This is a genomic window from Streptomyces sp. NPDC048197 (genome assembly GCF_043202395.1).
Lineage (GTDB): Bacteria > Actinomycetota > Actinomycetes > Streptomycetales > Streptomycetaceae > Streptomyces > Streptomyces siderophoricus.
In genome coordinates this window covers 1-18,482 of record NZ_JBIDAJ010000021.1, presented here as the reverse complement: position 1 = coordinate 18,482, position 18,482 = coordinate 1, and the positions used below count along the sequence as shown (strand labels likewise).

Sequence of the window (18,482 nt, the reverse complement as noted above, 5' to 3'; positions counted from 1 at the left end):
GCTTACTCCGGTGGCGTACCGGCGCCACCGGGGTGAGCGACAGCCGCCGAGCCGATATCACTCCTCCCCGGCGACCAGGCCCCCGGTGACACCCCGTCGAGTTGTCTGCGACCGTCGTCGGCGACCGCAGTCGGTGCGCGGGTGCGGGCCGGTAGCCGGAGGGCTAGCGTGGAAGGGAGGAGCCGCCGTGCCGCCCGTTTCATGGCCGACGTCCCGGCCCACCACACCCCCCTCCCCTCCCCCAGGCGGATCGCTATGTCCTCCACCGTTCGCATCGCCGGCGCGCTGCCCACGCCGGACGCCAATCCGAGCCTGAGCATCGTCTTCGCCGGCGGCTGGTCGGTGGGTTACGACTGGGCGGCGAACCACGTGGTCACCGCGGGTGCGCCGGTGCAGCCGCTTTTCCCCGCGCCGTTCGACCGCGACCTGGACGGCGCGTTGCTCGGCCAACAAGCCTTCAGTGATTTCGAGTACGTCTTCCAGGGCGGCAACTACCAGCGGATCAAGCTGGTCGGACTGCAGCCGGACGGCGACCCCGCTTCGACGGCGGACAACTGGTTCCTGCCGTCCGACTGGACCACGCTCGACGCCGTCTTCCCCGGCGGCGGGGTGAAGAGCGGCTTCGCGTACTTCTTCCACGGCCCGGACTACATGCGTTTCGACTGGCCGGCCAATGCGGCCTCGGCCGGCTACCCGAAGCCCATCGGCCCGAACTGGCACACCAGCGGCGACTTCACCCACGACCTGGACGGCGAGATCACCGGCCTGCGGGGGTTCAGCACCAAGGCGTACCTCTTCCGGACCGTGACCACCATGGTGAACAGGGACGGCCGACGGACCTCCAGCGGTGGCGTCGTGGTGAATGCGCCGGTCTACTGCCGTTACGACTTCAACGGGGAGGTCGTCGACAACACCGTGACCGATCCGGCCGATGTCGTCGGGCAGTGGAACGGCCTCTTCCCGCTGCTCGATGCCGGGGACGCCATCGAACTCGGTCTGGCCTGGATCGACGCGGCCGAAACGGCGGCGGCCGCCACGCCGCTCGGTCCCGCCACCCTGACGGCGTTCGCGCATCACTTCATGACCGGGTCCCCGGACGCGACCGTGGTCAACACGGTCCGCGACCGGCTCCGGCAGATCCGCGAGCGGCTCAACGAGCTTCCGGACCGGTTGAAGTGGACCGCGGACCTGGGGTTCGCGGCAACGACCACGCCCGGCGTACTGACCGAGATCGGGGACGAGTTCTCGACCTTCCACGGGCCCAACGGCCGGGCAGCGGCGCTGATCCACGAGGCGAGCCACTTCCGCTTCGACGCCGGCATCGACGTGCCGGAGTGGTCGGGCGAGGTGGTCGCCGGTGTGCCACAGGGCCAGGCGGTGATCGGCGGCGTCACCATGCCCCGCTACAGCACCATCCCGACCTCCGACGCTCTGGTGAACCCGAGTTCGTACGCGGCGTTCGCGCAGGAGACCGCGCTGGGCGAGGACACCCGGTTCGGTGCCGCCCGGCCCCAGCTCTGAACGCGGCGCTCACGCGGCGCCCGCGCTGAACGCGGCACTCATGCGGCACTCATCGAGCCCCTGCCGCCGCACCGGCCCCGGGAGCACCCCGCATCGCCACCCGGTACTCGCTGGGCGACGTCCCCGTCGCCGTTCGGATCCCCCCCAGGTATGGATGACGCTGCTTCGAGACAGCCGACAGTGTGCAGGAACGCCGGGGACCGACAGTGCGTTCCGCGCCCACAGGTGGGCGTCCGGGGGCAACGACGCCCGCCGCCCGGCTCGGGCAGGATCGGAGCCTGCCCCGCACGACCACTGCTGGTCGGGCCGGTACCGCCGCGGGGGTGCGGTACCGGCCGCGGGGCACCCTGCGCACCGGGCCGGCCACAGCGAGGTGTCACGCGCGCGGCAAGCGTGCCGCGTTACTCCAGCCCCGCCTCGGCGATGCGCAGCAGCAGCGCATGCAGCGTCTTCCGCTCGGCCGGTGTGAGCGGATCCAGCAGCTCGTTCGTCACGCGCAGACCCGAGGCGTCGGTGTCGCGGAGGAACGCGCGGCCCTCCTCCGTCAGCACGACGATCCGGCTGCGCCGGTCGTCGGGGGCGGGCCGGCGCTCCACGAAGCCCAGCTTCTCCAGATCGTCGACGAGGCCGACGATCGCGCTGGGGTCGTAGCCGAGCCGGGCACTCAGCTCGCGCTGCAGAGCGCCCTCCGAGGTGGCGAGGAAGCGCAGCAGCGCGTAGTGCCGCAGGCGCACGCCCGACTCCTGGAGGAAGGCGTTGAAGAGCTGCCCGGAACGCAGCCCCAGCCGGTACAGGAGGTAGCCCGTGTCCGCGTGCAGTCCGCGCATCCATGGCTCGTGCGCGTCGATCGGGACGGGGGTATGGGAACGCGGCTGGCGGGCGATGACGGACTCCCTGGTCAGGGCCCCGGCAAGGGCGGAGTTGTGGGTGCTGGTCACAGTGTGGCGCATCGCGCCGGTCGGCAACAACTATTGACGGCAACAATCATTGTTCTTACCTTCGATCTCGACGTCGCACCCCGCGCGCCGTGCAGGCGCCCCTACGAAGGGATTCGTACGTGCCCACCATCGATCTCACCGGCAAGGTCGCCGTCGTCACCGGCAGCGGCCGGGGCCTCGGACTCGCCTACGCCCATGCGCTGGCCGCGCACGGCGCCTTGGTCGTCGTCAACGACGTGGACGAGGACGTGGCGGAAGCGGCCGTGAAGTCGCTCACCGATGCGGGCGGCACGGCCGTCGCCGAGGTGGTGCCGGTCGGCACGGCCGAGGCCGCGGACCGCCTGGTGGCGCGCGCCGTGCACGAATTCGGGCGGCTGGACGTCCTGGTCACCAATGCGGGCATCCTGCGCGACAAGGTCCTGTGGAAGATGACCGACGAGGACTTCGACGCGGTGCTCACCACCCACCTCAAGGGCACCTTCACCTGCGCCCGGGCCGCCGCCGTCCGCATGCGCGAGCAGGGCGAGGGCGGCACACTGATCCTGGTCGGCTCCCCGGCCGGCCAGCGCGGCAACTTCGGGCAGACGAACTACGCCGCCGCCAAGGCCGGTATCGCCGCCATGGCCCGTACCTGGTCGATGGAGCTGGCCAGGGCCCACATCACCGTGAACGCGATCGTGCCGGTGGCCGCCACCGCCATGACCGAGAGCATCCCGGCCTTCGCCCCGTACATCCAGGCCATGAAGAACGGCGAGCGGCTGCCGGACTTCCTGCGGAAGGGCGAGGGCTTCGGCACGCCCGAGGACTGCGCGTCCCTCGTCCCCTTCCTCGCCTCGGCGGCGGCCCGCGGCATCACCGGTCAGGCCATCGGCATCGGCGGCGACAAGGTCGCACTCTGGTCGCATCCGCAGGAGATCAGGGCGGCCTACGCCGAGGGCGGCTGGACCCCGGACGCCCTGGCCGCCGCCTTCCCCACCTCCGTCGGCGCCGAGTTGCAGTCGGTCGGCATCCCGGCGCCCGCGTTCCCGGAGGCGTGATGACCGCCCGGATGAATCCCGAAGAGCTCGTCGCGATCGACGTCCACACCCACGCCGAGGTCTCCTCCCAGGGCCGCTCCTCACTGGACGACGAGTTGCACGACGCCTCCGCCGCCTACTTCAAGGTCGAGGGCAGGCGGAAGCCGACCTTGGAGGAGACGGCCGCGTACTACCGCGAGCGGAAGATGGCCGCCGTGATCTTCACGGTGGACGCCCAGTCCGCGACCGGCACACCTCCGGTCCCCAACGAAGAGGTCGCCGAGGCGGCCGCCGCCAACGCGGACGTGCTCATCCCCTTCGCCTCCATCGACCCCTTCCGCGGCCGGGCGGGCGTGCGGCAGGCCCGCCGCCTGGTCGAGGAGTACGGGGTGAAGGGCTTCAAGTTCCACCCCAGCATCCAGGGCTTCTTCCCCAACGACCGAGCCCTCGCCTATGAGTTGTACGAGGTCATCGAGGAGACGGGCACGATCGCGCTCTTCCACACCGGCCAGACCGGCATCGGCGCGAGCGTGCCCGGTGGAGGCGGGATCCGCCTCAAGTACTCCAACCCGCTGCACGTCGACGACGTCGCCGCCGACTTCCCGCATCTCAAGATCATCCTGGCGCACCCGTCCTTCCCCTGGCAGGACGAGGCCCTCGCCGTCGCCACCCACAAGCCGGGCGTGCACATCGACCTGTCCGGCTGGTCGCCGAAGTACTTCCCGCCGCAGCTCGTGCAGTACGCGAACACGCTGCTGAAGGACAAGGTCCTCTTCGGTTCCGACTTCCCCGTCCTGACGCCCGATCGCTGGCTCGCCGACTTCGCGAAGCTGCCGGTCAAGGACGAGGTGAGGCCGAAGATCCTGAAGGAGAACGCCGCCCGCCTGCTCGGGCTGACCACGCCGTAAGGGGCCGTCGATGCGCAACGAGGGACTGGGGTCGTGGCCCGCACGCCGAGCCCGCAAGACCCCGCACCGCACCGCCTTGATCCACGGCGAGACCACGACCACGTACGCCGGACTGCACGAGCGCACCACCCGCCTCGCGCACGCACTGCGCGAGCGCGGCATCCGGCGGGCCGACCGGATCGCCTACCTCGGCCCCAACCACCCCTCCTACCTGGAGACACTGTTCGCGGCGGGCATCCTCGGCGCGGTCTTCGTCCCGCTCAACACCCGTCTCGCCGGGCCCGAACTCGCCTACCAGCTCGCCGACTCCGGCGCCAAGGCCCTCATCTTCGGCCCCGCCCACGCCGATCTCGTCGGCGAGCTGCGGCAGGACTTGGACGTGCGGACGCCCATCGAAGTCGGCGCAGAATACGAGGAGTTGATTGCCGCGGCCCCCACGGTGCCGATCGACGAGCCGGTCGGGGCCGACGACAACAGCCTCATCATGTACACCTCGGGGACGACCGGCCGCCCCAAGGGTGCGATGCTCACCCACGGCAACCTGACCTGGAACGCGCTCAACGTCCTGGTCGACACCGATCTGACCGCCGACGAACGGGCCCTGGTCGCAGCCCCGTTGTTCCACACCGCCGGCCTGAACATGCTCACCCTTCCGGTACTGCTGAAGGGCGGCACCTGCGTGCTCGTCGAGGCCTTCGACCCCGCGGCCACCCTCGACGTGATCGAACGGCACCGGATCACCTTCATGTTCGGGGTGCCGGCCATGTTCGACCAGGTGGCGCGGCATCCGCGTTGGGCGGACGCGGACCTGTCCAGCTTGCGGATCCTCAACTGCGGCGGCTCCCCGGTGCCGACACCGCTGATCGCCCGCTATCAGGAGCGGGGGCTGACCTTCCTCCAGGGCTACGGCATGACCGAGGCGGCGCCCGGGACGCTGTTCCTGGACGCCGAGCGCGCGGCCGACAAGGCGGGTTCGGCCGGTGTGCCGCACTTCTTCAGCGACGTACGGGTGGTCCGCCCGGACCTCACGCCGGTCGACGTCGGCGAGACCGGTGAGGTCGTCGTCCGCGGGCCGCACGTCATGCCCGGCTACTGGGGGCTGCCCGAGGAGACGGCCGCCTCTTTCGCCGACGGCTGGTTCCGCAGCGGGGACGCGGCCCGGGTCGACGAGGACGGGTACGTGTACATCGTCGACCGCATCAAGGACATGATCATCTCCGGTGGGGAGAACATCTACCCCGCCGAAATCGAGGACCTGCTGCTCGCCCATCCCGGCATCGCCGAGTGCGCCGTGATCGGCGTCCCGGACGACAAGTGGGGCGAGGTGCCCCGCGCGGTAGTCGTACCCGCCGGGAGCGGCTCGGGCTCGCTGGACCCGGACGAGGTGCTGGCCTCGCTGGCCGGGCGACTCGCCAAGTACAAGCTCCCCAAGTCGGTGGTGATCGCCGACGAACTCCCGCGCACCGCCTCCGGGAAGCTCCTCAAGTCCCGGGTGCGCACGCGCTACGGAAACTGACCAATTCCCCCAAGGAACGGGCCACTTATGAGCATCACCGTCCACGGCATCGACGAACTGAAGAAGCTCGCCGGCAGCGACCTCGGCACCAGCGAGTGGATCGCGGTCACCCAGGAACGGATCCACACCTTCGCCGACGCCACCGGCGATCACCAGTGGATCCACGTGGACAGGGAGAAGGCCGCCGCGGGCCCCTTCGGCGCCCCGATCGCCCACGGCTACCTCACCCTCTCCCTCTTCATCCCACTGTTCACCGAGTTGCTGGACGTCCAAGGCGTCACGACGAAGGTCAACTACGGCCTCAACAAGGTGCGTTTTCCCGCGCCGGTGAAGGCCGGCTCCCGCATCCGGCTGGCCGGGAGGCTGGCAGAGGTCGAGGACGTGGCCGGCGGCGTGCAGATCACCGTCGACGGCACGATCGAGATCGAGGGCGGCACCAAGCCGGCGGCGGTACTGCAGAGCCTGTCCCGTTTCTACGCCTGATCGGGGCGTACAGGTACGAGGTCGAGAAGGCGTTCCGAGGCGTCCTGGGCGAGTGGCGTGAGCCGGTCGTACACCGCCCGGAACGTCTTCTCGGCCGGCTCGGCCGGCCAGTCGTCCGGCAGGTGCCGGACCGGCAGACGCGGATCCCGGCGAATGACCTGCAGCCACTCGGCCTGCAGCCGCAGCCGGAGGGCGAGCGCAGCGAGCGGGGCCTCCGGCAGCTGCGTCTCCCACGGCTGCCAGCGTCGGGCGAACTCCCGGTAACCGGCGGCCAGTTCGGTCAGTGCGGCCAGTCCCCAGGTCTCCTCGATCATCGCGCCGATGTCCATGCCGATGTCGGCGTGCGCCCGGAAGATCTTCACATGGGCGGTCAGGCCGAGCTCGGCCACCAGCAAGGACACGTCCACCTCGCCAGGTGCGATCCACAGTCCGCTGAACAGCGGTCCGAAGCCGCTCCAGGTGAGCTTCGCGCGCAGGTCGTGGCGCTGGCGCTGCCAGGACTCGGGCAGCGAGAAACCGAGCAGGGTCCAGGTGCCGTCCCAGTGGCGGTTGACCGCCCCGGCCTGCCAGATGCGGTGCTCGCCGTCGCGCAGGACCGCCGCCGAGTGCTCGGTCAGCCCGAAGTACATCCGGCGGCCCTCGCGCTGGCGGCGCAGCAGGCCGCGGTTCACCATGCGGGTCAGCGTCGAACGTGTCGCCTGCTCACCGATCCCGGCGCGGGCGAAGACGTCGATGACGCTGCCGGAGTACACGCAGACGTCCCGCCCCAGCACCTGGTCGCCCAAGAACGTCAGCATGAGGGACTGCGGCCGCAGCGACTCTTCCGTGTTCACGCGGTCCACCGTAGCCCTCACCCGCCTACCGCCTTCCCGTCCCCCTTCACATCGCGGATCACTGTGCCCGCACGTTGCGGCCCCGGACACCGACCAGCTCCGGAGCGGTGTAGCGGACGAACGAGGGGTAGCTACCTTCCCCCGCCTCCGCCGCGGCCCCGTTGAGCTTCCGCGGCTCGGTGGCCGCGTCCCAGCTGCCGGTATTGAGGCGGTGCTCAAGGGCGTTGAGGACGGCGAGCCAGTTGGCGGGCTTGAAGGTGCAGTGGCCGGTGGCGTGCACATACGCCTGGCGCAGCAGGCTGCCGTCGCCCGCACTGCGCACCCTTCGGGCGTACTCGCTCTCCTGGGGTACCGGGTTCAGAGGGTCGTCCGTGGTGTGCAGGGTGAGGTTCGGCACGGCGAGGTGGCCGGAGGGCACGGCGGTGCGCTCCATGGTCCGTACGGCGGCCGGGTCCGCCTCGGTGTGGGCGTTGCGCGTGAGCTTGGCGAGGTCCGTGTCCAGGTCCAGGTCCGCCTTCTTGTAGAGGGCCCGGACCTGGGGGAGATCGCGGCTGTACCGAAGCAACTGGGCATAGTTCACGGCCGCGTTGGAGTAGACGGGTCCGCCCTCGGCCTTCTCCACCTGATAGCGCGCGCCGAGCGTGAAGGGGAGGGACATCTTCACAAGCCCCTCGGCCTGCTGCTTCTCCCGTGCCTCATAGTCATGGGCCTTGGGCGGCTGCCGGCCGCTGGACCAGTTGGGCTGGTTGCGCAGAGCCGCGACCAGTGCCGTACGCGCGCGTCCCTGGGCTGTCGACTGGGCGCCCTGGACGGCGTCCGCGAGGGCCTTCCCGGAGGCGGCGGCTTCCTCGTCGGAGGAAAAGCCGCTGACCTTGATCTGTTTGCCGGAACGTCCGGAGTCGTCTGAACTTCCGGAGCCGCCGGAACTTCCGGAGTCGTCGGAGCCGCCGGAGACGAGGAGCTGGTTGATCGCGTAGTCGCCGTCCGTCTGGTACTCGTTGAAGTCGAGACCCCCCGCCACGATGCCGCAGGCGGAGAGTGCGCCGTCGACACGGCCCCGGCCGAGCTGCGCGACCAGCGAGTTGATCAGCCCGCCCATCGACTCCCCCCAGGCAAGGGTGCGTTTCGGCTGGCGCACCGCGGGGACCTTCTTCCGCACCGCGCTGAGGGTGTCGAACTGATCCTTCACGGCCACATTCAGCGCCCAGCGCGAGCTGCCCGAATACGAGGAACCGACCAGCGCATAGCCCCGCTTGAGGAACGCGTCGCGGGTCTTCGAGTCGGGAGCGTTCCGCGCCTGGAGGGGCCCGTAACCGTGTGAGAACAGCATCAACGTGCCGTTGAAGTCCGGTGGCACATCAGCGATCCACTTGGCCCCGTCCGCGAGCTCACCTGTGTAGCGCTTGGGCTGGGCAGCGTGGCCCGTGGGGGCGGCGCTACCGGAAGCCTTGGGGGTCCCGGCCCTCCCGGTCTCCGCCCCGTCGGGGGTCCCGCAGCCGGCGGTCACCGCCAGCGCGGTACAGCAGCCGAGCACTGCGGTCACGGTTCGGGGGTAGGGGGTGGGGTGAGCGCGATGTCCCGGGCCTGGCGATGTCATGAGGACTCCGTGGGCGGCTGGCTACGGAGCATCGACGGTAGGCAATTACATTACAGCCGTCAATGAGCTGCCTAACGTTACGTCAGTGACGTCATCACCCTCCCCTGAGTGAGGCCCAGGACACGGCGTCCCGGGCCTCACCGTGGCCGTTCCCGGAGGCCGCACAGTGACCGTTCCCAGGGAAGTGGCCGCCCCCGGGAAGTGGCCGCCCCCGGGAAGTGACCGTTCCCGGGGTCCGAGAGTTCGGCCGCCGATTCAGACCTCGTCAGCCTCGTCAGACCTTGTCAGTCCTCGTCACCCTCGTCAGTCCTCGTTGTTCGTCAGGCTGGCCCGGTAGGTGACCTTGGAACCGAGGACGTGCTCCTTCTTGTAGGCGGCCTTGCCGAAGGACGCCACCTGCGGCTCGGCGGACCAGTAGGTCTGGGCGCCGTAGCCCTTGACGCTGACGCGGTTGTGGGTAATCGCTATGGCCGCGTTGACATTGGAAACCTTGGCGGTGGCGGTGGCTCGCTTCGGGCCGTTGCCAGCGGTCGGGTAGGCAATGCTGATGGTCTCGGCGGTGACCGGGATCTTGAAGATCTCCTCCGTCACGGTGAAACGGACGGTAGTGGTGCGGCGCTTGTCCTTGCCCACGGAGGTGGAGGCCTTGGTGACGAAACGCACCTCGCGGTTGTGCGGGTCGATGACAGTGCGCGGCTGCCCGATCCGGCCCTCCACCTGACCGAGGAGAGCCTCGTAGATCTTGCGGTTCTGGAGGTGCTGGACGAAGGTCGCCTGCTGACCCTTGGTCAGTGCGCCGAACCCCTTGAGGGCCTTCTTCGCCTCCGGCGTCTTCTGCTTCTTCAGGTACGCCTGGTAGGACGCCACGGTGAGCTTGGCGGGCTTCTTCGCCGCGACCTCGGAGGCGTCAGCGGCATGCGCAGTGGGAGCGAGGATCGCTGCGGAGGCGCCGACGGCTATGGCCGCAGTGGCAAGGCGGCGGCTCGCGGTGCGGGTGGGCATAAGGGTTCCTCCCGTTGCGGAAGTGATGCATGTGGTGGTCGCAACGAACCTACGGAAGCACCGCGTCGGCCGAAATCGTCTCTACAGCCAGCGTCCGTTGGGGCATGGGCCGTCCGTTCAACTCCCTTTGGTCCAGGATCATCCGGGTCAACGCCCGAACCACGCCTCCTCCATCTCGGATGCGGCCGACGACGTGCGACGAACGCGGAACACGGAAACCCGCCGGCCTCCGGCACCGGGGCCGACGCCGAGGCCGCCGGGGAGTCCCCAAAGGGCGAGGATCCCGAGATCGGACCAGACACGGTCGCAAGGATCCTCGTCGAGGTCGAAGCCCGCTTCCGCTGCCGCCTCGCGGTCGACGCCTATCGCGCGCAACACCGCTTCCGGGTCGCCGGCGAAATCCCATTCGTCGTCGCAGTCCCACCCCGCGGCGTACGCCTCCACGCCGCCGGGCAGGTCCACCACGTCTTCGAGGAAGCTGTTTCCGTAGTCCATTTCGATCGACCCTACGATCCGGGCCTCCGGGTGCCGGGCACGCTGCCCGCGGACCTCCTCCGTCATGGCATACGTAAGGAAGTCACCGCCGAGGGCCGGATCGGTGATGTGGACGGCGTTGCCCCAGCATCCGACCGCGACCAGTTCGAGGTCGGCGCGCACCCTGGGATCGGGAAGGTCTGCGATGAGGCGGTCCGGCAGCTGCTCCAGAACCTCCTCCACGGTGCCCAACTCCTCAACGACCTGGCGGGCACGCACCGGGTCATGCGGCGCCGTGACCGACTCGTCGGCCTCACCCGGCACCGGGAACGGTGGGAATCGCAGGGACAGCACGGCATGGCTGCCCAGCTTCGGCCTCACCTCCTGGGACGCGTTCTCGGTCCCGTTCTCGGGCGCGTTCTCGGTCCCGTTCTCGGTCCCGTTCTCGGTCCCGTTCTCGGTCCCGTTCCTGCTCCCCATCTCAGGGCCTCCTCCTGGCCGTTCATCCTGCATATGGCTCGCCTCACTCATCATGATCGGAGACTAACTCCCGGCACTGACAACGCACTTCGCACGCCTGAGCCACCGCCTCTGCCCCACTCCCCGCTCCACCCCCCTCCCCCACCCCCGCCCCTCGCCGCCCGCGGCCTTGCGGCTGTGCCGCGCATCACACCGACCCCGTGTCACGAATGGACGGGGAGCTTGCATCTGGTGGTCGTCAGCAGGCAGACGAAGGCAAGTGAACGAAGGCGAAAGATGAGCACACAGCACGAAGCAGCCAGCCATCAGGCGGTCAACCATCAGTCGGCCACCCATCAGGCCGCCGTTCACCGCGTCCTCATCCTGGGAGCGGGTTACGCAGGCATGGCTGCCGCCATCCAGCTCGGGGCTCGGGTCGCGGGGCGCGAGGACATGCAGGTGACACTGGTGAATGCGCAAGAGCGGTTCACCGAACGGCTGCGGCTGCACATGACGGCGACCGGGCAGCAGCTCGCCGAGCTGAGCATCCAGGAGCTGCTGGAGGGTACCGGCGTGCGCTTCGTGCGCGGCTGGGTGACGGCGGTGGACGCGGACACCCGGACCGTACGGGTCGATGACGAACAGGTGCTGCCCTATGACACGCTGGTGTACGGGTTGGGGAGCGTTGCCGACACCGCGGCGGTGCCGGGCGTCGAGGAGCACGCGTACACCCTCAGCAGCGCCCAGGACGCCGAGGTCCTGGCCGACCGGCTGGCGCGGCCCAACGGCAGCGGCACGGTGGTGGTCGCCGGCAGCGGACCGACCGGCGTCGAGGCGGCCGCGGAGATCGCCGAGCGGCACCCGGAGCTGAACGTCGTGCTGCTGGGCCGGCAGGAACCCGGGGCGGCCATGAACCCGAAGGCCGGGGCGTATCTGCGGGCCGTACTCGACCGCCTCGGCGTCCGGGTGCGGAGCGGGGTCGAGGTGGTGGAGGTCTCGCCGGACGCGGTCGAGCTGGCGGGTGGGGAGCGCATCCGCGCCGACGCGGTCCTGTGGACCAGCGGGACCCGGGTGCCGCCGCTGGCGGCCGCCGCCGGCCTGACGGTCGACGCGCACGGCCGTATCGTCACCGACGTCGCGCTGCGGTCGGTGTCGCACCCGGATGTCTACGCCGTCGGCGACGCGGCGGCGATCCGCCAGGGGTACGGGGTCATGCACGGCACCTGCCAGGGCGGCATGCCGACGGGCGTGCACGCGGCGGTGTCCATTGCCCGCGCGCTGAAGGGCAAGCAGCCGAAGCCGTTTCGCTTCGGCTATTACCACACGCCGGTGAGCCTGGGCCGGCACGAGGCGGTCGTGCAGTTCACGCACCCCGATGACAGCCCCCGACGGCTCTATCTGACCGGACGTCTGGCGGCCCGGTATAAGGAGACGGTGAGTGCTTCCCCCTGGCCGACCTACGGCCGCATGAAGAAGATGCCCGCCTCGGGCGCGTTCTGGCCGCGCGGCGGCCGCTTCACCCGCATACGGGAGGCACGGTGACCTACCCGCCCCCGTCCCCGCGCCCTGCACCGAACCGGGACCAGGACCAAGAGGTGCGCCGGCGGCCGGCCCAAGGCCTGGGCTCGGAACTGGACCTGAACCTGGGCTCGGGCCTGGACCAGCAGGTGTACCACCAGCATCGCAACCTGCTGTTCTCGGTGGCCTACCGCCTCCTCGGCACGGCGGCGGACGCCGAGGACGCGGTGCAGGACGCCTGGATCAAATGGTCGGCGGCCGACCGCTCGCAGGTGGCCGACCCCAAGGCGTATCTCACGCGGATCGTGTCGAATCTGGCACTGGAACGGCTGCGCTCCACCCGGCACAAACGGGAGACGTATGTGGGGCCGTGGCTTCCGGAACCCATCCTCACTGTCGGCGACACCGCCGATTCCGTCACGGACGCCGAGTCGGTGTCGATGGCGATGCTGGTGGTGCTGGAGACGCTGAGCCCCTTGGAGCGCGCGGTGTTCGTACTGAAGGAGGTCTTCGGCTTCAGTCATGCCGAGATCGCGGAGGCGGTGGAGCGGTCCGAGGCGGCGGTGCGGCAGACCGCCCATCGTGCACGCGAGCACGTACAGGCCCGGCGGCCGCGCTTCGCCGCGGACCGGTCCCGGCAGCGGGAGGTCACCGAGAAGTTCTTCGCGGCCGCGACGGGCGGGGACATCAACACCCTGATGGAGTTGCTGTCTCCGGACGTCACGCTGTGGACCGACGGCGGCGGCAAGGTCCGCCAGGCCCTGCGCCCGGTGGTGGGCGCGCAAACGGTGGCCTCCTGGTTCGCCGCTATCGGCACCGTTGCTTACCAGGGCATCGAGCCTGCCGATATGCACGCCGAATTGGTCGAGATCAACGGCGGCCCGGGTCTGGTGTTCAGCGGACCGGACCGCGTGATCGCCACGGTCACCTTCGATTTCGACGCCGAAGGCCGTATCACCGCCCTCCACAATGTCGCCAACCCGGACAAACTCCAGGCCATCACGGACGGCACCACGCACGACGTCACCACCCGGTAAGTCAGGAGCCCGCCGGCCACCGCCCCTCACACAGTCCATCGATTGCACGCATTTGCCGGTTGTCAAGAGCACCACTCTGCCGTCCCGTGCCACCGGGCGCGGCGACCTAGGCTCGACGACGCGACATTGCTCAACCCCCAGCGAGTCTGCCGTTGCTTCGACCTGCCTCCGGTAGCCCTCGGTGAAGAAACAGGAGATGCCGAACCATGTCCACGAACACCGCCGATCCCACGATCGCCGAACGGTTCCTCGTCGCTTTCAAGGAGCGCGACTGGCCGGCATTGCGTGATCTGCTCGCCGACGACATCACCTGGTCCATGCCGGGGACCGGCACCATCTCCGGCACCCTTCACGGCGCGGACCTGGCCGTGGAGCGGGCCCGGCAGATCGCGGATCAGGGAGTGCGTACCGAGTTGCTGCACGTGCTCATCGGCGCACACGGTGCGGCACTCTCGCTCCGCAACACCGCGACCGCCCCCGACGGCCGCGAGCTCGACGAACACCTTGCGACCGTGCTCACCATCCGGTCCGGACGTATCACCGCCATCGACAGCTACCTCTCGGACATCGACGGCATGAGCACCTTCTTCACCGCACCGGCCTGACCTGTTCACCGCAATCTGACCCGGCCTTGATCCCGCCTGAGAGGGTGCGTTCCGCCGCGGCCACCGTCAGGAAGCCGGCGGTTCCACAGGGAAGAGGACCGGGCTGAGGAGGTAGGGCGCGCGGCCCGGGGTGGGGTCGTTGCCGAGGCAGGGCAGCAGGGCCTCGGTCAATTTTCCCAGGAGAGCGCTGAGTTCGTCCGGAGTGAGCCAGAGCGTGCCCTGCCGGTAGGAGACCGAGTCGGCGGTCGGGTTCGCGCCCTCGCGGTCGAGATGGGCGTTGAACTCGGCGATGAGGACGACCAGGGCGGCGGCGAAGCCGCGACGGTGATCGTCCAAGGACATGGCCTCGGCGGCGTCACTGTCCATCGAGGGGCGGTCCTGGCGCAACCGGTACCGGCGCTCGACCGCGCCGCGCACCCGGTGTTCCCCGGCGACTTCGAGGAAGCCCGCCTCCGCCGGCAAGGAAACGTGCCGGTAGACGGTCACCTTCGACACCTCGGGCATCCGGGCGCACAGCTCACCCGTGGCGAGCTCGCATCCGCCTGACAGGGCGTGAACCACGGGCCCGCGCAGACCAGGAAGGAGTTCAAGGCCGTAGCCACCGCCATTCCCCAGTTCCGCGCCGCGCCACCCGGCCTCCCCGCATGTCCGACGGTCCTGCTCTCCGCCTCCCGTGCCGCGAAGGGCCGCCAACAACAGCAGACCGTCATCGCCGAACACCAGCGACGTTGGGTTGACGCGCTGCCGGACGGCCGGTTCGAGGAAGTCGACTCGGGTCACTTCATCCAGGCCGAGCAGCCAGGGATCGTCGCCGACGAGGTCGGCCACCTTCTCGATCGGGAACCGGACCGGCCCGCCCGCTAGCGGTCGTCGAAACCTGACAACTCCGCGCCGCCCCGCCGGCACTGCCGTATCCCCTCGAAATCGAACTCGGAGACGAACTCGGAGTCGACGTCGAAGTCGAAGCCGACGATCCGGCCATGATTTTTTTCGTATCGCGGGTGGCGGACTTCCACGCCTATGTACGATACGGCCGAAAAAGAACGCCATTTGGCTCCATTCCTGTGGGGGGAATTCTTGAAGAGTCGTATAGCCGCCGCTGCGGTTGCCGTTGTCCTGGCCCTCGGGGTCGCCGGCACGGCGGAAGCGTCGACGACGCTGCCGCGGACGAACACCGCGCACAGGTGCGTGCACCACACCACCGGCGTCTGCGGGTGGAAGGCCGGCAAGAAGCCGGTGGACCGCTACGAGACCGCGCGCTGCAAGGACAACAGCCATTCCTACTCGCGCCACTCCAGCGGCACCTGCTCGCACCACCGCGGTGTGAAGTACTGGTGGAAGTGAGGTAGCCACAGGTACGTGGCTCCACAGTTACGTAGCCACAGTCACGTGGTGATGCGCCGCCCCCGTCTGCCACGCGGACGGGGGCGGCGACGTGTTGGAACGGCCCAGAGCCGTGGGCCGACCGCGCGAACTCGATTGTCAGTGGCCGGCTCTAGGGTGATCCACATGGAAGCCACGGCTCTGGAAGAGAGACTGCGAGAGCATCCCGACGATGTCGCCGCATGGCGTGCTTACGCCGACGTGCTACACGAACTGGGCGATTGCCGGGGGAAGTTGATCGAGTGGGAACAACGCGCATGCATGGCGGGCAAGGCCGAGAACGAGCAACTGACGTCCGACATACGGAAGTTGTCCGAGGAACACCAGGACAGCTGGGACGCGGAGCTGCCGTCGGAAGTGACCGTCGAGGCGCGTCGGCACGGGTTCGCCACGAAGGTCGCCGTCGAATGGTCCGATGAGGCCCCGGAGTTGATAGCAGCGGCCCTGCGCGCCCGCTTCGTGACCGCATTGCGGATCAAGGCAGGTGATGACCCGGAGGGCGAGGAGTGGGGGCAGGAAGAGGAGCATTGGGACGAGCACGGGCCACTCATGCCGCCGCCCATCGAGGCGGGCGGTCTCGCCGGCCTCGACCTCGGCCGGCTCGTCGCACTCGACCTGTCGTACTTCCGCATCGGTGACCCCGGTGCCGAGGCCCTCGCAGCCGCGACCGGGAGCGGCCGGATCGAGACGTTGGACCTGCGGTACTGCGCCATCGGCGATTCCGGTCTGGCGGCCCTCACCGCATCGCCGCACTTCGCGGCGGTCCGTCGCCTGCACCTCCAGTGCAACGCGGTCACCGCGGAGGGCGTGCGCTCGCTGAGCAGTTTCCCGAACCTCACCGAGCTTGACCTCCGGTACAACCACATCGGCGAGGACGGCGTTGACGCCCTCCTGGCGGCACCGTTCATCGGCTCGCTCCAGCGTCTGCTGCTGTACCGCGACGACGTCTCCGAGGCGGGCGTGCGGAAGCTCGCCTCCGCCCCTCAGCTCCCGACCACCCTGCGCAGCTACTGGAGGAGCGTGTGAGCACCGAGCTCCGCGACCGTTTCTTCGCCCTGTCGACCGGTGAGGCCACCGACGAAGAGGTCGCCCGCTACCGCTCCGAGGTCGACGCGACCGACACCGAGCCCACCGCGACGCTCGAGGGGCTGTCGATCTCCTGGCACCCCACCGCGCGCCACAAGTCGGTGCGCTTCGTCGACGCCGAGCGCATCGACACCGACCTGCGCGAGCTGTTCGCCCGGCCCAGCGAGGGCGCGCCACACCTGGCCGCCGTCTTCGTCGATCCCCGCGAGTTGTCGTTCCGTACGTTCGAGAACATCGTTCCGCTGGACCACCTGTTTGCGGACATCCCCCTTGACCTGGAGCTCGCCGAGCCCGTCGAGCTGGGGCCGGAGGCGTACGCGCTGTCGTTGCGGCTGCCGGATGCCGCCCGCGCCGGCCTGGAACGGCTCGACTCGCTCAACCTCTACGTCCCGCCGCTCAATGCCTCCTCGCGCGGCGGCGAACGCTTCATCTTCCACTCGGCGCTGCTCGCCGAGGCGCTCACCAAGGCAGTGTCGGCCGCGATGCCGGAGGCGGTGCTCGACGGCTTCTCGCATGTGAATCCGGTGTTCCGCTGCAATCGCTTCGAGCCCGGTGACAGCAACTTCCACCACCACCGTGATACGCCCTACTACGACGCCGCCCGCGGGCACGTCTCCCGCCACACGGTGCTGCTCTATCTCACCGGCGGCTCCGCCGACCCCGCCCTGGACCTCGTCGGTGGACCGGCGGTCTCCGAGATCGAGCCCCTGACCTGCGTGGTCTTCGATCAGCGGTACGAACACGAGGGCGCGCCCTACCGTGACGGCCGCAAAGTCTTCCTGCGTACCGAACTCGTCTTCAGCGAGCCGGACGTCACGCACGATCCCGAGATCGGCGCCCAGTTCAGCAAGGCCTGCTATTGGACCGGCGAGAGCGTCTTCGCTCCGGAGCTCGCCCGCCATGCCGACGCTTACTACAACCAGGTCGCCGCAGCGCATTGGAACGGCCTCACCCCCGGTGAGACCGGTGAGCCCTTCGTCCACAAACAGTTCCGCGGCGTGCATTTCCTCGCGAACGGCTACGACTTCTGGTTCCCGAAGAGCGACACCCTCTCGCTGGCCGAATGCGCCGCGATCACGCTGCTCGACTACTTCAATTGCAAGATCGGCGACACGGCGTTCCGCGAGCTGTGCGACACGGCCGTGATCAAGGACGAAGGCGCGGACGGGAGATGGATTCCCGCCTTCCTCAAGGCCCAGCGCGCCGAGTCGGCGAAGTTGGCGAAGTCAACAGAGTCAGCGGCTTCGTCGGACTCTCCGAATCCGGCACAGTCGCAGATACCGTCACACTCGGCCGTCTCGTCGTTCGACAAGTCGGCCTTCTTCCCGGACGGGGAAGAAACGGACAACGTGTGCTGCCCCTTCCACGACTTCGGCAGGTTCGACGCCACGCGCTTCGATGAGATCGTCGATCTCTACGAGCGCGCTCAGACCTTTGCCAAGGCGCACATCATGCCGGCGCCGATCCTGATGCTCGGGGAAGACGTGGTCCTCGATCCGGAAAAGTTCGTGATCCGGGGCAATCAGATACACATCCTCGGCAAAGAGCCGCTGACGCCCGTGAACTTCGCGGCCTGCTGGAATTCCGGTGGGACGCCGGACAACTACATCGACGTCGCGGCCACGGTAGGCGCGGCGCACTTCCTCGTCCCGCCGATCCTCTTCAGCGAGTCGGACGACTGCTACCGCCTTCAGTTCGACTTCTTCCGCAACACCTGGATGGTGCGGCACCAGCAGTCGACCGTGCCCGTCCCCATGATCCGTCGGATCGACGAGGGCGAGGCCGAGGAACTCGACGAGGAAGAGGCGTATCCGTGGATGGACGCCGTCGATCCCTCCCTGGTCACCGGCGGCTCCGACGAGTCCGCCCGTACCCCTTGGTGGGCCTACGACTCCCCACTCGTCGACGAGCTCTACGACCACCTCGCCGAACGTGAGGACTCCTACGGCGATGAGGATGACGACGGGGACGACCAGGACGACGAGGAAGACAGGGAAGACGGGAACGACGACTAGATGAATGAGTCCGATGTTCTCAGTGGTCGAAGGCGATCAGGGATCGTTTGATCTTGGCGCCAGTGGCCCAGTTGTGCCAGATGCAGGCTGC

General features: G+C 69.1%; 19 protein-coding genes. 12 read left to right on the top strand and 7 right to left on the bottom strand.

Going from position 1 to position 18,482, the window contains the following annotated elements:
• The first annotated feature begins 255 nt into the window (after positions 1-255).
• Positions 256-1,521: a hypothetical protein gene (locus ACGF4C_RS25290; protein WP_393569094.1), complete on the top strand. Its 1,266-nt coding sequence runs from the start codon at positions 256-258 to the stop codon at positions 1,519-1,521.
• Positions 1,522-1,922: 401 nt separating this feature from the next.
• On the opposite strand, the gene ACGF4C_RS25285 is transcribed toward ACGF4C_RS25290, so the two are convergent.
• Positions 1,923-2,348, bottom strand: coding sequence for a MarR family winged helix-turn-helix transcriptional regulator (locus ACGF4C_RS25285; RefSeq protein ID WP_393569195.1), 426 nt, complete (start codon positions 2,346-2,348; stop codon positions 1,923-1,925).
• Positions 2,349-2,578: 230 nt separating this feature from the next.
• Here ACGF4C_RS25285 and ACGF4C_RS25280 point away from each other — a divergent pair, with 230 nt between their 5' ends.
• Genes ACGF4C_RS25280 through ACGF4C_RS25265 form a run of 4 tightly spaced genes read left to right on the top strand, consistent with a single transcriptional unit; the run spans position 2,579 to position 6,382 of the window.
• Positions 2,579-3,496 (top strand): SDR family oxidoreductase, encoded by a 918-nt coding sequence (locus ACGF4C_RS25280; RefSeq protein ID WP_393569093.1) that lies wholly within the window; start codon positions 2,579-2,581, stop codon positions 3,494-3,496.
• 11 nt (positions 3,497-3,507) lie between these two features.
• The gene (locus tag ACGF4C_RS25275; protein ID WP_393569194.1) at positions 3,508-4,383 is read left to right on the top strand and encodes an amidohydrolase family protein; all 876 of its coding nucleotides are present in this window, start codon (positions 3,508-3,510) and stop codon (positions 4,381-4,383) included.
• Positions 4,384-4,393: 10 nt separating this feature from the next.
• Positions 4,394-5,899 carry a long-chain fatty acid--CoA ligase gene (locus tag ACGF4C_RS25270; RefSeq protein WP_393569092.1) on the top strand — a complete coding sequence of 502 codons (1,506 nt, stop codon included), beginning with the start codon at positions 4,394-4,396 and terminating at the stop codon, positions 5,897-5,899.
• A 27-nt stretch (positions 5,900-5,926) separates the two neighbouring features.
• Positions 5,927-6,382, top strand: coding sequence for a MaoC family dehydratase (locus ACGF4C_RS25265; RefSeq protein ID WP_393569091.1), 456 nt, complete (start codon positions 5,927-5,929; stop codon positions 6,380-6,382).
• On the opposite strand, the gene ACGF4C_RS25260 is transcribed toward ACGF4C_RS25265, so the two are convergent.
• From ACGF4C_RS25260 to ACGF4C_RS25245, 4 genes are all read right to left on the bottom strand, one after another.
• Positions 6,373-7,215, bottom strand: a complete 843-nt coding sequence (locus ACGF4C_RS25260; protein WP_393569090.1) for a PaaX family transcriptional regulator C-terminal domain-containing protein — start codon at positions 7,213-7,215, stop codon at positions 6,373-6,375. The genes ACGF4C_RS25265 and ACGF4C_RS25260 overlap by 10 nt on opposite strands.
• Positions 7,216-7,273: 58 nt before the next feature.
• Positions 7,274-8,758 carry an alpha/beta hydrolase gene (locus ACGF4C_RS25255; protein ID WP_393569089.1) on the bottom strand — a complete coding sequence of 495 codons (1,485 nt, stop codon included), beginning with the start codon at positions 8,756-8,758 and terminating at the stop codon, positions 7,274-7,276.
• Positions 8,759-9,115: 357 nt separating this feature from the next.
• Positions 9,116-9,814: a hypothetical protein gene (locus tag ACGF4C_RS25250; protein ID WP_393569088.1), complete on the bottom strand. Its 699-nt coding sequence runs from the start codon at positions 9,812-9,814 to the stop codon at positions 9,116-9,118.
• 147 nt (positions 9,815-9,961) lie between these two features.
• Positions 9,962-10,822, bottom strand: coding sequence for a DUF6333 family protein (locus ACGF4C_RS25245; RefSeq protein ID WP_393569087.1), 861 nt, complete (start codon positions 10,820-10,822; stop codon positions 9,962-9,964).
• A gap of 222 nt (positions 10,823-11,044) precedes the next feature.
• Here ACGF4C_RS25245 and ACGF4C_RS25240 point away from each other — a divergent pair, with 222 nt between their 5' ends.
• The 3 genes from ACGF4C_RS25240 (at position 11,045) to ACGF4C_RS25230 (ending at position 13,907) form a co-directional block, all read left to right on the top strand.
• Positions 11,045-12,289, top strand: a complete 1,245-nt coding sequence (locus ACGF4C_RS25240; protein ID WP_393569086.1) for an NAD(P)/FAD-dependent oxidoreductase — start codon at positions 11,045-11,047, stop codon at positions 12,287-12,289.
• Positions 12,290-12,378: 89 nt separating this feature from the next.
• The gene (locus tag ACGF4C_RS25235; RefSeq protein ID WP_393569193.1) at positions 12,379-13,302 is read left to right on the top strand and encodes an RNA polymerase sigma-70 factor; all 924 of its coding nucleotides are present in this window, start codon (positions 12,379-12,381) and stop codon (positions 13,300-13,302) included.
• 206 nt (positions 13,303-13,508) lie between these two features.
• Positions 13,509-13,907, top strand: coding sequence for a nuclear transport factor 2 family protein (locus tag ACGF4C_RS25230; protein WP_393569085.1), 399 nt, complete (start codon positions 13,509-13,511; stop codon positions 13,905-13,907).
• A gap of 66 nt (positions 13,908-13,973) precedes the next feature.
• Here ACGF4C_RS25230 and ACGF4C_RS25225 read toward each other — a convergent pair whose 3' ends face one another.
• The gene (locus ACGF4C_RS25225) at positions 13,974-14,411 is read right to left on the bottom strand and encodes an ArsR family transcriptional regulator (protein ID WP_393569084.1); all 438 of its coding nucleotides are present in this window, start codon (positions 14,409-14,411) and stop codon (positions 13,974-13,976) included.
• A gap of 48 nt (positions 14,412-14,459) precedes the next feature.
• On the opposite strand from ACGF4C_RS25225, the gene ACGF4C_RS25220 reads away from it, so the two are divergent.
• Positions 14,460-14,771 carry an alpha/beta fold hydrolase gene (locus tag ACGF4C_RS25220; protein WP_393569083.1) on the top strand — a complete coding sequence of 104 codons (312 nt, stop codon included), beginning with the start codon at positions 14,460-14,462 and terminating at the stop codon, positions 14,769-14,771.
• On the opposite strand, the gene ACGF4C_RS25215 is transcribed toward ACGF4C_RS25220, so the two are convergent.
• A complete protein-coding gene (locus ACGF4C_RS25215; RefSeq protein WP_393569082.1) occupies positions 14,768-14,923 on the bottom strand; it encodes a hypothetical protein in 156 nt (51 codons plus the stop codon). The two genes, ACGF4C_RS25220 and ACGF4C_RS25215, sit on opposite strands and share 4 nt — an antisense overlap.
• A 61-nt stretch (positions 14,924-14,984) precedes the next feature.
• Here ACGF4C_RS25215 and ACGF4C_RS25210 point away from each other — a divergent pair, with 61 nt between their 5' ends.
• From ACGF4C_RS25210 to ACGF4C_RS25200, 3 genes are all read left to right on the top strand, one after another.
• On the top strand, positions 14,985-15,251 hold the full coding sequence (locus ACGF4C_RS25210) for a DUF3761 domain-containing protein (RefSeq protein ID WP_234442022.1): 267 nt from the start codon (positions 14,985-14,987) through the stop codon (positions 15,249-15,251).
• A gap of 300 nt (positions 15,252-15,551) precedes the next feature.
• A complete protein-coding gene (locus tag ACGF4C_RS25205; RefSeq protein WP_393569081.1) occupies positions 15,552-16,316 on the top strand; it encodes a hypothetical protein in 765 nt (254 codons plus the stop codon).
• Positions 16,313-18,391 (top strand): hypothetical protein, encoded by a 2,079-nt coding sequence (locus ACGF4C_RS25200; protein ID WP_393569080.1) that lies wholly within the window; start codon positions 16,313-16,315, stop codon positions 18,389-18,391. Before ACGF4C_RS25205 ends, ACGF4C_RS25200 begins: the two co-directional genes overlap by 4 nt.
• Positions 18,392-18,482: the final 91 nt, after the last annotated feature.